Origin of the sequence: Xanthomonas sp. D-109, assembly GCF_017746095.1 — a bacterium.
GTDB lineage: Bacteria > Pseudomonadota > Gammaproteobacteria > Xanthomonadales > Xanthomonadaceae > Xanthomonas_A > Xanthomonas_A sacchari.
Map to the genome: position 1 here is coordinate 100022 of NZ_JAGHWV010000027.1, position 14845 is coordinate 114866.

General features: G+C 70.4%; 10 protein-coding genes and 1 pseudogene. 3 read left to right on the forward strand and 8 right to left on the reverse strand.

What is annotated here, in order from left to right; all coding sequences use genetic code 11:
• Positions 1-3: 3 nt before the first annotated feature.
• Entirely contained in the window at positions 4-1083 is a 1080-nt protein-coding gene (locus J7357_RS20045; protein WP_209249217.1) for an ATP-binding protein, read from the reverse strand.
• Positions 1080-1811 carry a response regulator gene (locus tag J7357_RS20050; protein WP_209249219.1) on the reverse strand — a complete coding sequence of 244 codons (732 nt, stop codon included), beginning with the start codon at positions 1809-1811 and terminating at the stop codon, positions 1080-1082. Before J7357_RS20050 ends, J7357_RS20045 begins: the two co-directional genes overlap by 4 nt.
• A 150-nt stretch (positions 1812-1961) precedes the next feature.
• On the opposite strand from J7357_RS20050, the gene J7357_RS20055 reads away from it, so the two are divergent.
• Positions 1962-3110, forward strand: coding sequence for an efflux RND transporter periplasmic adaptor subunit (locus tag J7357_RS20055; protein WP_209249221.1), 1149 nt, complete (start codon positions 1962-1964; stop codon positions 3108-3110).
• 15 nt (positions 3111-3125) lie between these two features.
• A pseudogene (locus J7357_RS20060) lies at positions 3126-6257 on the forward strand (efflux RND transporter permease subunit).
• A gap of 157 nt (positions 6258-6414) precedes the next feature.
• Here J7357_RS20060 and map read toward each other — a convergent pair.
• Together map and J7357_RS20070 are read right to left on the reverse strand one after the other, a co-directional pair.
• A complete protein-coding gene (map, locus tag J7357_RS20065; RefSeq protein WP_209249223.1) occupies positions 6415-7191 on the reverse strand; it encodes a type I methionyl aminopeptidase in 777 nt (258 codons plus the stop codon).
• The gene (locus tag J7357_RS20070; RefSeq protein ID WP_010340731.1) at positions 7188-7400 is read right to left on the reverse strand and encodes a ParD-like family protein; all 213 of its coding nucleotides are present in this window, start codon (positions 7398-7400) and stop codon (positions 7188-7190) included. Before J7357_RS20070 ends, map begins: the two co-directional genes overlap by 4 nt.
• 446 nt (positions 7401-7846) lie before the next feature.
• On the opposite strand from J7357_RS20070, the gene J7357_RS20075 reads away from it, so the two are divergent.
• Complete coding sequence (locus tag J7357_RS20075) at positions 7847-8929, forward strand: macro domain-containing protein (RefSeq protein WP_244667689.1); 1083 nt, start codon at positions 7847-7849, stop codon at positions 8927-8929.
• A gap of 204 nt (positions 8930-9133) precedes the next feature.
• Here the strand turns inward: J7357_RS20075 and J7357_RS20080 are convergent, their stop codons facing one another.
• The 4 genes from J7357_RS20080 to J7357_RS20095 form a co-directional block, all read right to left on the reverse strand.
• Entirely contained in the window at positions 9134-10438 is a 1305-nt protein-coding gene (locus J7357_RS20080; protein WP_209249225.1) for a sorbosone dehydrogenase family protein, read from the reverse strand.
• Positions 10431-10874: a DUF2231 domain-containing protein gene (locus tag J7357_RS20085; protein ID WP_209249227.1), complete on the reverse strand. Its 444-nt coding sequence runs from the start codon at positions 10872-10874 to the stop codon at positions 10431-10433. Before J7357_RS20085 ends, J7357_RS20080 begins: the two co-directional genes overlap by 8 nt.
• Positions 10875-11057: 183 nt before the next feature.
• Positions 11058-12242, reverse strand: a complete 1185-nt coding sequence (locus tag J7357_RS20090) for a LacI family DNA-binding transcriptional regulator (protein ID WP_244667690.1) — start codon at positions 12240-12242, stop codon at positions 11058-11060.
• Positions 12243-12317: 75 nt separating this feature from the next.
• Positions 12318-14765: a GH92 family glycosyl hydrolase gene (locus tag J7357_RS20095; protein WP_209249229.1), complete on the reverse strand. Its 2448-nt coding sequence runs from the start codon at positions 14763-14765 to the stop codon at positions 12318-12320.
• Positions 14766-14845 lie beyond the last annotated feature (80 nt).

The window sequence follows — 14845 nt, forward strand, 5'->3', positions numbered from 1 at the left end:
CGCCTAGCGCGGCGCGGCCTCCGCCGGAGCCAGCGGCCAGCGCACCTCGAACCGCGTCCCGCTGCCGGCGGGCAGGCACAGCGCGTCGCCGCCATGCGCCACCGCGATGGCCTTGACCACCGCCAGGCCCAGGCCACTGCCGCCGCTCTTGCGCGAGCGCGAGGGATCGCCGCGGCGGAACGCATCGAACACGCGCGCGGCGATTTCCGGCGCGATGCCGGGGCCGCTGTCTTCCACGAACAGCACGCACTGGCCCGCGTCCGCCTGCACGCCCACCCGCAGCGGGCCCGGCTCGGCGTAGTGCTGCGCGTTCTCCAGCAAGGACATCAGCGCCTGGCGGATGCGCACCGCGTCGCACAGCACCGGCGTGCGCAGCGTCAGCGTGCGTTCCAGCACCAGCCCGCGCGCGGCCAGGCTGGCGTCGAACGCATGCAGTACCGCGGCCACTTCCTGGACCAGGTCGGTCGGCGCCGGCTGCAACTCCAGGTGCCCGCTGTCGGTCAGGCTGAGCACGCGCAGATCCTCGATCAGCCGGTTCAGGCCTTCCACCTGCCGCAGCAGGCTCTCGAACGCCGCCACGTCCGGCGCGAACACGCCCTCGGCCAGGCCCTGCAGGCGCCCGCGCAGGATCGTCACCGGCGTACGCAGTTCGTGGGCGACGGCGGCATTCCAGAACGCGCGTTCGCGGGTCATCGCCTGCAGGCGATCGGCCATGGCGTTGAAGTCGCGCACCAGCTGCGCGGTCTCGCCCAGCGCATGCGCGTCCATGCTCGCGCGCGCGCTCAAATTGCCCTGGGCCACTTCGCGCAGGCTGTGCGCCACCGAATTCAACGGCGTGAGGATGCGCCGCGACAGCCGCACCGCGACCGCCACCGCGATCGCCACGGCCAACGCCGCGGTGGCCCCGATCCACAGCATTTCCACGCGCGACGGCACCCAGGTGTCGGAGATGCTGTCCGGCTTGTACACCGCCGCCAGCGCATAGAACACGTAGGAGCCGACCACCGACAGCAGGATGATCCACAGCGCCAGCGCACCCAGCGACAGGATCACCTGGCGGCGCAGGCCGGGGGCGCGACTCACGCGCCGGTTCCGAAGCGGTAGCCGACGCCGCGCACGCTGGCCGGCGTGCCCTGCACGCCCAGCGCCTCCAGCTTCTTGCGCAGCTTGCTGATGTGGCTGTCGATGGTGCGCTCCTGGGTATCGCCTTCCGGCAGGCAGGCGTCGAGCAGTTCGGCGCGGCTGAACACCCGCTTGGGCGCGCGCATCAGCCGCACCAGCAGCTTGAACTCGGTGAGCGTGAGGTCCAGCGCGTGCCGCTGCTCGCCCACGCGCACGCTGGCTGCGTGCTGGTCGAGATCGACATGGAAGGCGCCCACGCGCAGGCTGCGCGCCTCTTCGGCGCCATTGCCGCGGATGCGCCGCAGCACCGCCTGCACCCGCGCCACCACCTCGGCCGGATTGAACGGCTTGACCACGTAGTCGTCGGCGCCCAGGCGCAGGCCCATCAGCTTGTCGATGTCCTGGTCCAACGCGGTGAGCATGATCACCGGCGTCTCGCCGCGGTGGCGCAGTTCGGCCAGCACCTTCCAGCCGTCCGCCGCCGGCAGTTGCACGTCCAGCAGGATCAGGTCCGGGTCCAGCGCCAGGTGCAGGTCCAGCGCGGCGCGGCCATCGGCGGCATGGACGCTGCGCAATCCGCTGCGCGCCAAGTAGGCGCCGAGGATCTCGGCGATCTCGTTCTCGTCTTCGGCGATCAGGACCAGCGGCGCGGACGCGGGCACGGCGGCGCCCGGAGAGGAAACGGACATGGTGGCAGCGATGGCGCGTCGGCCCGAACGGGCGGATCTCCATCATATCTCCACATCGCATCGAACGCCGCGCAACCCGCGGCCGCGACCATGCGCGGCTCTGGCGTCCGCCGCATCCGCGGCGGCAGCGACAAGGCACGAGGCATGGGCATGCGACAACAGGTACGGACTCTGGGCATCGGCGGTGCGCTGGCGTTGGCGCTGGCGGGCTGCGGTGGCGGCGCACAGCCGCAGGTGGTGGCCGCGCCGGTGCAGGTCACCGCGGTGACCCTGCAGCCGGCGCCGATGACGGTGAGCGTCGATCTGCCCGGACGCGTGGCCGCGGTGCGCAGCGCCCAGATCCGCCCACAGGTCGGCGGCATCGTGCAGCGCCGCTTCTTCGAGCAGGGCGCCGACGTGCGCCGCGGCGATGCGCTGTTCCAGATCAATCCGGCGCCGTTCAAGGCCGAGATGGACACGGCGGCGGCCGCGCTGCACCGCGCCCAGGCCGCGCAGGTGCTGGCCGACGTGCAGCATGCGCGGCTTCAGCGGCTGCTGGAATCCAGCATGGTCAGCCGGCAGATGTACGACGACGCCACCTCGCAGCGCGCGCAGGCCGCCGCGGCGGTGGCCGAAGCGCAGGCGACGCTGGCGCGGCGGCGCCTGGACCTGGCCTTCGCCACGGTCGATGCGCCGATCGACGGCCGCATCGACCAGGCGCTGCTCACCGAGGGCGCGCTGGTCTCGCCCAGCGACAGCGCGCCGATGGCGGTGATCCAGCAGATCGACCAGGTCTACGTCGACGTGCGCCAGTCCGCCGCCGACCAGGACCCGCTGGACCCGGCCGCGCGCGCGCAGGCCGCCGCCGGCGACGGCCTGCCGGCGCAGATCCTGGACCGCAGCGGCACGCCCTCGGGGCTGAGCGGGCGCGTGCTGTTCTCCGGCATCAACGTCGATGCCGCCACCGGCGACGTGTTGCTGCGCATCCTCGTCGACAACCCGCAGCGACGCCTGCTGCCGGGCATGTACGTGCGCGCAAGAGTGCCGCGCGCCCGCTACGCGCAGGCGCTGCGCGTGCCGCAGCAGGCGGTCACGCATGTCGGCAGGCGCGCGCAGGTGTGGGTGCTGGAGGCCGACGCGCGCGTGCGCAGCGCGACGGTGCAACTGGGCGAACTGGTGCAGGGCCATTACCGCGTCGTCGCCGGCCTGCAGGCCGGGCAGCGCGTGGTGGTCGAAGGCATCGACCGGCTCAGCGCCGGCGCGCGAGTGAACGCACGCGCATGGCAGCCGCCGGCGGTCGCGACCGCGGGCACGGACTGAGCCGGGGACGCCGCCATGCCGCAATTCTTCATCGAACGCCCGGTCTTCGCCTGGGTGATCGCGCTGTTCATCGTGCTGTTCGGTACCTTGGCCATCGGCCAGTTGCCGGTGGCGCGCTATCCGTCGGTGGCGCCGCCCTCGGTGTCGCTGATGGCCGTCTACCCCGGCGCCACGCCGCAGACGCTCAACGACTCGGTGGTGAGCCTGATCGAGCGCGAACTGTCCGGGGTCAAGAACCTGCTGTATTTCGAGTCCTCGGTGGACAGCTCGGGCAGCGCGCAGATCACCGCCACCTTCAAGCCCGGCACCGACCCGGAGCTGGCGCAGGTGGACGTGCAGAACCGGCTCAAGGCCGTGGAGCCGCGGCTGCCGCAGGCGGTGCGGCAGAACGGCCTGCAGGTGGAATCGGCCGCCTCCGGCTTCCTGATGCTGGTCGGCCTGACCTCCCCCGACGGCCGCTACGACGAAGTGGCGCTGAACGACTACCTGGCCCGCAACATCGTGCAGGAACTGCGGCGCATCGACGGCGTCGGCCGCGTGTAGCTGTTCGGCGCCGAGCAGGCGATGCGCGTGTGGGTGGATCCGGACAAGCTGATCGCCTACGGCCTGACCATGACCGAGCTGGCGCAGGCGATCGAGCAGCAGAACGCACAGATCGCGCCCGGCCGCCTCGGCGACGAGCCGGCCGTACGCGGGCAACGCCTGACCGTGCCGCTGACCGTGGCCGGGCAACTGACCACGCCCGCGCAGTTCGCCGCCATCGTGCTGCGCGCCGACAGCGGCGGTGCGCGGGTGACCCTGGGCGACGTGGCGCGAGTGGAACTGGGCGCGCAGTCCTACGGCTTCTCCAACCGCGAGAACGGCGCCGCCGCCACCAGCGCGGCGATCCAGCTCTCGCCCGGCGCCAACGCACTGCGCACCGCGCAGGCGGTGAAGGCGCGGCTGGCGGAACTGGCCGCGAGCATGCCGGCCGGCATGGCCTACTCGATCCCGTTCGACACCGCGCCGTTCGTCAAGCTATCCATCCAGCAGGTGCTCAAGACACTGCTCGAGGCGATGGTGCTGGTGTTCCTGGTGATGTACCTGTTCCTGCAGAACGTGCGCTACACCCTGATCCCGGCCATCGTCGCGCCGATCGCACTGCTCGGCACCTTCGCGGTGATGCTGCTGGCCGGCTTCTCGATCAACGTGCTGACCATGTTCGGCATGGTGCTGGCGATCGGCATCATCGTCGACGACGCCATCGTGGTGGTGGAAAACGTCGAGCGGATCATGGCCAGCGAAGGCCTGCCGCCGCGCCAGGCCACCACCAAGGCGATGCGCGAGATCAGCGGCGCGGTGGTCGGCATCACCCTGGTGCTGACCGCGGTGTTCATCCCCATGGCCTTCGCCAGCGGTTCGGTGGGCGTGATCTACCAGCAGTTCACCCTGGCGATGGCGGTGTCGATCCTGTTCTCGGCGTTCCTGGCGCTGACCCTGACCCCGGCGTTGTGCGCCACCCTGTTGCGCCCGGTCGCGCCCGGCCACCACGCCAGGCGCGGCTTCTTCGGCGCGTTCAACCGTGGCTTCGAGCGCCTTGCGGGTGGCTACGCCGCACGCGTGACCTGGCTGCTGCGCCGCGGCGGGCGGGTGATGGCGGTGTTCGCGGCGCTGTGCGTGGCGCTGTTTCTGGCGATGCGCGTGCTGCCCTCGGCGTTCCTACCGGAAGAGGACCAGGGCTACTTCATGACCTCGATCCAGTTGCCCACCGGCGCCACCAGCGAGCGCACCCTGGACGTGGTCAAGGCGTTCGAGCGGCACGTCGCCACGCGCCCGGCGCTGGCCTCCAACCTGGTGATCCTGGGTTTCAGCTTCTCCGGCTCGGGCAGCAACGCGGCCATGGCCTTCACCATGCTCAAGGATTGGGACCAGCGCAACGGCGCCAGCGCGCGCGAAGAAGCCGAGCGCGCGCAGCAGGCCATGGCGACCCTGCCCGAAGGCACCGTGATGAGCCTGCTGCCGCCGGCCATCGACGAGCTCGGCACCTCCTCCGGCTTCACCGTGTACCTGCAGGACCGCGGCAACCGCGGCGAGGCGGCGCTGATGGCCGCACAGGCGCAATTGCTGGACCTGGCCGCGCGCAGCGACGTGGTCAGCGATGTCTATGCCGACGGCCTGCCGCCGGGCAAGAGCATCCACCTGGAGATCGACCGCCAACAGGCCGAGGCCATGGGTCTGTCGTTCGCCGCGGTCAGCAACACGCTGTCGGCGGCGATGGGCTCGCTGTACGTCAACGATTTCCCCAACGCCGGGCGCATGCAGCAGGTGATCCTGCAGGCCGACGCCGCGTCGCGCATGCAACTGGACGACGTGCTGGACCTGCGCGTACGCAGCGACAGCGGTGGCATGGTGCCGCTACGCGAAGTGGTGCGCGCCAGCTGGGCCGACGCCCCGCAACAGTTGATGCGCTTCCAGGGATTCCCCGCCGTGCGCATCGCCGGCGGCGCCGCACCCGGCGTGTCCAGCGGCGCGGCCATGGCCGAGATCGAGCGGCTGGCCGCGCAACTGCCGCCCGGCTTCGCCGTGGCCTGGACCGGGCAATCGCTGCAGGAGCGGCAATCGGCCGCGCAAGCGCCGCTGCTGATGCTGCTGTCGGCGCTGGTGGTGTTCCTGGTGCTGGCGGCGCTGTACGAAAGCTGGTCGATCCCGCTGTCGGTGATGCTGGTGGTGCCGCTGGGCCTGCTTGGCGCGGTGGCGGCGGTGATGCTGCGCGGCCTGCCCAACGACGTGTTCTTCAAGGTCGGGCTGATCACCATCATCGGCCTGTCGGCGAAGAACGCCATCCTCATCGTCGAGTTCGCGCGGCAACTGCATCGCGACGGCCATGGTCTGGTGGAGGCCGCGACCAACGCAGCGCGCCTGCGCCTGCGCCCGATCCTGATGACCTCGCTGGCCTTCGCCCTGGGCGTGGTGCCGCTGATGCTGGCCAGCGGCGCCAGCGCCGAAACCCAGCACGCCATCGGCACCGGCGTGTTCGGCGGCATGGTCAGCGGCACCGTGCTGGCGATCTTCTTCGTGCCGGCGTTCTTCGTCTGCGTGGTGGGGCTGCAGGAGCGCGTGGCGCGCTGGCGTGCGCGGCGCGGCGGTGGCGCGTCGGCCGAAAACTAGACCGGCATGCCCATGCTTCGAGCCAACGCGCCGCTGGCGCTGCCGCCTCTCTCCGTAGGAGCGGCTTCAGCCGCGACGCGACCAAGCACGACACGGAGATCGTCCCCAGCGTTGCGCAGCATCGCGCGCACCCGCACCACCCTACCGATCGCCGTCCTTACCCCACCCGGCACAACGGCACTTCCCCCGGCCGCAAGGTCAGCACCTGCACGCCGCTGGCGGTGACCGCCACGGTGTGCTCGAACTGCGCCGACAGCTTGCCGTCGCGCGTGTGCACCGGCCATTGCTCCGGCTGCGAGTGGATCGCTGCGCGCCCCTGGTTGAGCATCGGCTCGATGGTGAACACCATGCCCTCGCGCAACTCCAGGCCGGTGCCGGCATGCCCGTAGTGCAGGATCTGCGGTTCCTCGTGCATGGCGCGGCCGATGCCGTGGCCGCAGTATTCCTTGACCACGGTATAGCCGTGCGCACGCGCATGCCGCGCAATGGCGTGGCCGATGTCGCCCAGCCGCGAGCCGGGACGCACCGCGGCGATGCCTTTCCACATCGCCTGGTACGCGGCCTGCACCAGGCGCCGCGCCGGATAGGCCACCTCGCCCACCAGGTAGGTGGTGCTGGAGTCGGCGATATAGCCGTGCTTCTCCAGGGTGATGTCCAGATTGACGATCTGCCCGTTGCGCAGCACCGCGTCGGCCGACGGCACACCGTGGCAGACCACGTCGTCGATGGAGGCATTGAGCACGAACGGGAACCCGTACTGGCCCCTGCTCGCCGGCCGCGCACCCAGCTCGTCCACGATCATCCGCTCTACGAGGTCGTTGAGTTCCAGCGTGCTTCGGCCCAGCAGCGACATCCCGTCCAGCCGCGCGAACACCTGCGCCAACAGGCGCCCGGACTCGGCCAGCCGCGCCAGCTCGTCCGGCTGCTTGATCACGTCCGCCCCGGTGTCACCGCCTGCGGCCGCACCCCCGCCGCACGCAACTCGCGCGCCACGATGTCCTGGAACGACAGCTCCGGGTTCATCTCGCACAGCATGCCGACCTTGATCCAGAAATTGGCCTGCGCATTGATCGACCGGCTGGTCACCGTGCAGGCGCGGCGCAGCTGGTCGTGCAGGTCGTCATCGATGTTGACGATGCCCATGGTGGCTCCCGACGTGGCGAATGTATATATATCGTATACGTTTCATATACAGCCAGCAAGTCACCCAGTTTGCTGGTTGGCCCAGAGGAGATGGACCCGCAGGAGCGGCTTCAGCCGCGAGGCATTGCCGGTAAACCGTCGCGGCTGAAGCCGCTCCTACAGCCGAGGATCGTTGCCGTTGATCGGCGCTAAGCCGCACGTCTTCTCCTGGCTTCGCCCGATCTCAGAAGGTGAGACGCCGCTGCCGCATGCTTGCGCGCTCCCCGCTGCCTCCCTGGCGCCCCTGCTGCAGGACAGTCAGATGCGCACATGCGCTGACGTCAGCAGTACCTCGCCCGGCCTGTCTGGAACAAGCCGTGGACAGCGCCATCCGCACACGCGGCGCCTGCCATTGCGGGCAAGCGATAGGCGCCACCCCGCGAATTTCTCCATCGATGGAGCGCACCATGTTCAAGGCACGTATCGGCGACTTGTTCGCCAGCCAAGCCCAGGTCTACGCGAACGCGGTCAATTGCGCCGGCATCATGGGCAAGGGCATCGCGCAGGAATTCAAGCGGCGCTACCCGGCCATGTTCGAAGACTATGCAGCGCGCTGCCGGGAGGGCCGCATGCGCATCGGCGAACCCTATCTCTACCAGGATGCCAGCGGCCTGCGCATTCTCAACTTCCCCACAAAGCGGCATTGGCGCTCGCCGTCGCGGCTGCAGGACATCGCAGCGGGACTCGACCACCTCGTAGCGCATCTGCGCGAATGGGACGTGCACAGCCTCGCCCTGCCGCCGCTGGGCTGCGGCAATGGCGGCCTGGCCTGGAGCGAGGTGGGTCCGCTGATCTACCGCAGACTCGCGCACCTGCCGGTCGATATCGAGGTCTATGCGCCGTACGGCACGCCGCTGGCGCAGCTCGAACCGGCGTTTCTGGCACGGCCTGCGCGCACGTCGGCCGAGAGCACGGGCAAGCGCATCGCGCCCCAGCCCGGCTGGATCGCGATCATGGAAGTGCTGCGGCGGCTGCAGGCCCGATCGGAGGCGCGGCCGATCGGGCGTACGCTGTTCCAGACGCTCTGCTGGGCCATGACCGAACTGGGCGTGCCGACCGGGCTGGCGTTCGGCAATGCCGGCCGCGGGCCGCGCCAGGGCGATGTCCGGTCCATCCTGACCGACCTGGCCAACCGCAACTGGCTGCAGGAGCAGCCGCAGGGGCGGACGATGGCACTGCGCGCCTCATCCCAGTACCTCCGGGAGCACGCCCGGTTCGCAGCGGCGTACGCGCCCTACGATGCCGAGATCGCCAAGGCGGCGGAGCTGTTCGCGCGGATCAGGAACACCGACCACGCCGAGGACATCATGACGGTGTTCCAGGCCGCTCGCCGCCTCCAGGCGGCGCATCCCGGGCAGTCGTGCGACGCCGCGCAGCTGCTTGCCCATCTGTGCGACGCACACGCCATCGAGGCATCGGAAGAAGCGCAACGCGCGGCGGCAGCGGCGATCGACATGCTGCTGGCGCTGGACTGGATCAGCTTGGGCTGAGCGCCGCGCTGCCAGGGCGTGTTACGACGCACTTGGTCTAGTGGACGTGCGGCTGTAGATCAGCTCTTCCTTTTCCACAATCCAGGCGCGCGGACGGGCCACGCGCATACTGCACCGCGCCGGCAGCGGCCGGCACCCACGCCGAGGCGGCATCGCGTACAGACGACGCCACCCACATACCGGTGGGCGGCGTCGTGCGACCGGTCAGAAGCGCACGCGCCAGACGCTGTTGCCGACGTCGTCGGCGATCAGCAGCGCGCCGTACTTGTCCTGCGCCAGGCCGACCGGGGCGCCGAACAGCTGCGACTCGTCCTGCGAGTGGAAGCCGCTGACCACGGTCTGCGGCGGGCCGACCGGCCGGCCCTGCTGGAACGGCACGTACACCACCTGGTAGCCGCTGAGCGGCGAGCGGTTCCAGCTGCCGTGCTCGGCCACGAACGCACCCTCGCGGTACTTCGCGGGCAGCGTATCGCCGCGGGAGAACCACAGGCCGAGCGCGGCCACATGCGAGCCCAGCGCGTAGTCCGGCTTGATCGCCTTGGCCACCAGGTCCGGGCGCTGGTCCTTGACCCGCACATCCACGTTCTGTCCGTAGTAGCTGTACGGCCAGCCGTAGAAGCCGCCGTCCTGCACCGAGGTCAGGTAGTCGGGCACCAGGTCGGCACCGATCTCGTCGCGCTCGTTGGCGATCGCCCACAGCTTGCCGGTGTGCGGTTCCCACTGCAGTCCGGTCGGATTGCGGATGCCCGAGGCGAAGATGCGGCTGCTGGCCGAGGCCACGTCCACTTCCAGGACGGCCGCGCGGCGGTATTCCACATCCAGCCCGTTCTCGCCGATGTTGCTGTTGGAGCCCACGCCGACGTACAGCTTGCGCCCGTCGGGGCTGGCCAGCAGTGCCTTGGTCCAATGGTGCTCGATCGTGCCGGGGAGATCGGCGAACAGCGTGCCGGGCGCGGTGATCTCGGTCTGGCCGGGGACGTAGGGGAACTTCATGATGTTGTCGGTGTTGGCGACGTACAGCGCATCGCCAATCAGTTGCACCCCAAACGGCGAGTGCAGCCCCTTCAGGAACGCATGCTGCTCCCACCGGCCGTCCGCGGTCCTGCGCAGCAGGGTGATGCGGTTGCCGCCCTTGGCGCTCTTGCCGGACCGGCTCTGGACCAGCCCCGCGATCAGTTGCTTGGGCGTGGTGACGGGTTCCATCCCCGGCGAATTGGCCTCCACCACGAGCACGTCGTCGTTGGGCAGCACGTACAGCTGGCGCGGATGTTTCAGGCCGCCGGCGATCTTCTCGATCTTCAGGCCAGCCGCCACCGTGGGCGCCTGCCCCTCCTTCCAGCCCACACCCTCGGGAACCTGCATCGGCGGCAGCAGGAAGTTGCGCGGCTGCGGCAGCGGCGGCGCGTTGCCCGCCTGCTGGCTGGGCTCGAGCGCGGCCTTGCCGCTGCAGGCGGCCAGGGCCACCGCGCCGCTCAGCGCGAAAACGGACAGACACAGGCGCTTAGCCATGGGCGTAACCCTCGCGCGGCGTGGTGCGGATGGCGATGAGCACATGCCCGATCGCCAACAGCGCGACCGTGACGATCGAGAGCCAGAGCCCTGCCGGGACCACCGCATACGCGTCGCGGCTGTGCACGAAGGAATTGAAGATGGCGGCGACGATGGCGAGCAGGTTCAGCCAGAAGTCGAGCCGTTCCACCGGCAGCGTGGAGCGCCGCGCGGTGATCCAGACCTGCACCAGGTTGATCAGGCGCGGCACGATGGCGATGACCAGCCCGATCGCGATCAGCCAGGCCGCCGCCTTGGTCCACAGGATCACGCCGCTGCGGGCATAGACGATGTCGAAGATCAGCGCGGCGACGAAGCAGCCGAACGGAATGGGATTGAGCAGGCCGTAGAAGGCGTTGGCCACCACGGAACGGCGCGGTGCAGTCTGCAGATGCATGAGACGGCTCTCGACGAAGGAAGGAGGGGGCGAAGCGCTCGCTCAGCACGAACCCGCGGGACGTGCCGCTGTGAGGGTGCGACCCACTATCTGCCCGCCCCTGTCTAGAGGGCGTCGCGATGGCACTGCGCGCGCCGAGTGCCATCGCGCATCGTCGCTGCGGCCGCCGCCGCGTTCGCAGCGTTAGGTGCGCGTGCGCACGAGCGGCGCGCCGCTGCTCTCGCGCACCGACAGGCTCACCGGCACGATCGTCCTGCGCGGCAGTACGGCCGCGTCCAGCCGCTCCAGCACCAGCTGTGCCGCCTGGCGGCCGCGGGCGCGTGGTTGCGCGGCGAGCGTGGTCAGCGCGGGCGTGCTCACCGCGGCCTCGGGAATATCGTCGAAGCCGGTGATCGCGAAGTCCTGGCCCGGGCGGATGCCGCGCGCCAGCAGGCCCAGCATCAGGCCGAGCGCGACCGTGTCGTTGTAGCAGACCGCCGCGGTGGGCGGTGCGTCATGGGCGAACAGTTCGCCGTGGCGCGCGGCCGCTTCCAGGCGATTGGGCGCGGACTCGATCAGCCAGGCCGGGTCGACCGGCAGCCTGGCCTGCCGCATCGCCTGCGCGTGGCCGGCGCGACGCTGCCGGCAGGAACTGGAATCGGCATGGCCGCCGTAGAAGGCGATGCGGCGGTGGCCGAGCGCGATCAGGTGCTCGGTGGCCAGTTGCGCGCCGCGCTGGTTGTCCAGGCCGAGGAAACCCCAGTCGTCGGCGCCGGCAAGTTCGCGATTGAACAGCAGCACGTTCGCGCGCGCGTCCAGCACCGTGTGCAGTTCGGCGGCGTCGCTGCCCTCGGCCGGCGACAGGATCACGCCGGCCGGAGTGTGTTCCATCAGCGAGGCCAGTACCGCCTGCTGCCGCGCGGGCGATTCGCCGGTGCTGCCGAGCAGGGTCACGTAGCCCTGCTCGCCCAGCGCCTCGTCCACCCCGGCGGCGAACTCGGCGAAGAACGGATTGGCCAGGTCGTTGATGACCAGGGCCACGCAGGTCGATGTGCGCCGGCGCAGATTGGCGGCGCCGCGGTTGTAGACGTAGCGTTGCCGCTTCAGCTCCGCTTCCACCCGCGCACGGGTGTCGGCATGCACCAGCGGGCTACCGCGCAGCACCAGCGACACGGTCGCGCGCGAGACGCCGACCGCATCGGCGATGTCGGTGACGGTCACCACCCGCTGGCGGTCGCGTGCGGCGGCGGCCGGTGCGGTCTTCGTGGCCTTGTTCGCCTTGTCCGCACGCTCTGCCGCAGCCGGCGCCGCCCTGCGCGACGCGGCCTTGGCTGCCTTGGTCGGCGTGGAGCCTGCGGATCCGGCACGGGATGGACGCTTCTGGCGCATCGGATCGATTCCTTTCGGACGAGACGCGCAGCCTAAACCATCGGCTGCACGCCGCTGCCGCGCGACGGCATGGGCTCAGCGCCAGCCCAGGCTGGCGGTGGGGGTCGCCGGCGCCGCGCACGGCGACACCGGCAGGTCCTGCGGCTGTGTGCCCCAGCCCTGCGGCTGCGGCGCATCGCGCAGGTCGAAGCGCAGACGCCCGCCCTGGCGCAGCTGCGCCCAGTCCAGCCACACCGGCGCGTGCGCGCGGCCATCCAGCGACACGCCACCGACGTAGCGCAGCTTGCCGTCGCCGGCCTGCGGCGCATCGATGCGCAGCGTGCGGCCCGGCCCCACATCCAGTTCGATGCGCGAGAAGCGCGGCGCGTGCAGCAGGAACTGCCCGGTGCCGGGCACCGCCGGGTACAGGCCCATCACGCTGAAGAGGTACCACGCCGACATCGTGCCCAGGTCGTCGTTGCCGGTCACGCCGTTGGGCGCATTGGTGAACAGCGTCTGCGCCGCATGCAGCACGGTGCTGGTCTTCCACGGCTGGCCGATCAGCGTGTACATCCACGGCGCATGCAGGTCCGGCTCGTTGTTGGGGTTGTAGCGGAACTGGCTGTAGTAGCTGTACGGCCCCATCACCCATTCCTTGCGCGCGGCGCCGGCCGGGTCGGCCAGCAACGCGTCGTAGGCGAAGAAGGTATCCAGGCGGCGCGCGGTCTGCTCCGGCCCGTGCATCGCCTCCACCAGGCCCGGCACGTCCTGCTGCACCAGCCACTGGTACTGCCAGGCCGTGCCCTCGTGGAAGCCATGCTGCGAGCGCGGATCGTAATGCCCGTCCGGCGGCGTGTACCACGCCCCGTCCTCGGTGCGCGGCCGCGGGAAGCCGGTGAAGCCGGTCTGCGTATCGCGCACCGACGGATCCCAGATCGAACGCCAGTTGCGCCCGCGGCGGTTCAGCACCGCCGCGTCCTCGGCATGTCCCAGCGCACCGGCCATCGTCGACAGCGCGCAATCGGCCAGTGCGTACTCCAGCGTGGCCGAGCCGCCGTGGTGCGGGTCGACATCCATGCCCTTGGACGGGAACGCGCGGTCGTACTGCACGAAGCCCTGCGCCAGGTAGTTGGCATTGCCGGAACGCCCGGCGTGGCGCGAATTCAACGGCGGCATCTCGAACGCATTGCGGTGCAGTGCGGTGTAGGCCTCGGCCTCGCGCCCCTGCAGCGCGCCGAAGCGCCACAGGTCGACCAGGAACGGCGTGACCGGATCGCCGGTCATCACGTTGGTCTCGAAGTTGGCATAGCCCCAGCGCGGCAGCCAGCCACCTTGTGCATTGATCGCCAGGATCGAGCGGCCGATGTCGGCGGCGCGCTGCGGCCGCAGCAACGCCAGCAACTGGTTCTGCGCACGATAGGTGTCCCATAGCGAGAAGAACTCGTGATAGGTCCAGCCGTCGGCGTGGTGGACGCCGTCGTCGTAGCCGCGGTAACGGCCATCGGCGTCGCTGCCGGTCAGCGGCTGCAGTAGCGCGTGATAGAGCGCGGTGTAGAACACCACGCGGTCGTCGCCGCTGGCGCCCTGAACGCGCACGCTGGCCAGTTCCTTGTCCCAGGCCTGCTGCGCGCGGGCGCGCATCGCATCGAAGCCGAGCAGGCGGCCATTGGCCATGCCCTCGCTGCGCAGGTTGTTGCGCGCGCCCTCGGCGTCCACGTGCGAGATCGCCGAGATGGCGGTCACCGCGCGGCCCTTGCTCAGGTCGAAGGTCAGCCACGCGCCGCTGGGCTTGCCCTCGCCCTCCATGCCATGGCGCGAGCCCGGCACGCCGCCGGCCTCGCCCCAGGTGCCGAACGCCTTGAATGGGCGATCGAACTCCAGGCGGAACCAGGTGGTGTACTGGTGGCCGCCGCAGAAGCTCTGGGTCACCAGCTTGCCTTCGACCACGCGGTCGCCGACCACGGTCAGGGTGCTGCCGGTGACCGTGTGGCGGGCGTTGGCCTGGCCGATATTGACCAGCACGTGGCCCTCGCCCGAGGTGCTGAAGGTGTAGCGCTCGGCCGCGGCGCGGGTCAGCGCGGTGGCTTCGGCATCGATGCCGCCGTAATCGGTCAGCCGCACCTTGTAGTAGCCGGCCTGGCCGCGCTCGCCGTCGTGCTGGTAGCGCGCGCCATAGCGGGTGTGGTCGAACACCTTCGGGTCGCCCGTATCGAACGCGCCGCCGGGACCGATGCGCCCGGTCACCGGCAGCACCGAGACCTGGCCGCCCTGCTCCCAGCAGCCGGCGCCGGACAGGAAGGAATGGCCGAAGCCGCGGATCTGCGGATCGTCGTAGCGCCAGCCGGCGTAGTGCGCGCCGATCGGGCTGACCTGGATCATCCCGAACGGGGCCGACGCACCCGGGAAGGTGTTGCCGTCGTCCTTGCTGCCGATGAAGGTGTTGACCTCGGCACTGAGCCGCGGCGCGGCGGCCAGTGCCGGCGTCACCAGCAGCAAGGACAGGGCGAGCGCGCGCAGCAGGGAAGGCAACGGGGAACACGTCATGCGATGGGTCCTGTGGTGAACGACCACGACCGGCGCGACGGCGCGGTCGTGGACGGCGGAAACGGTGGCCCGGCCATCGC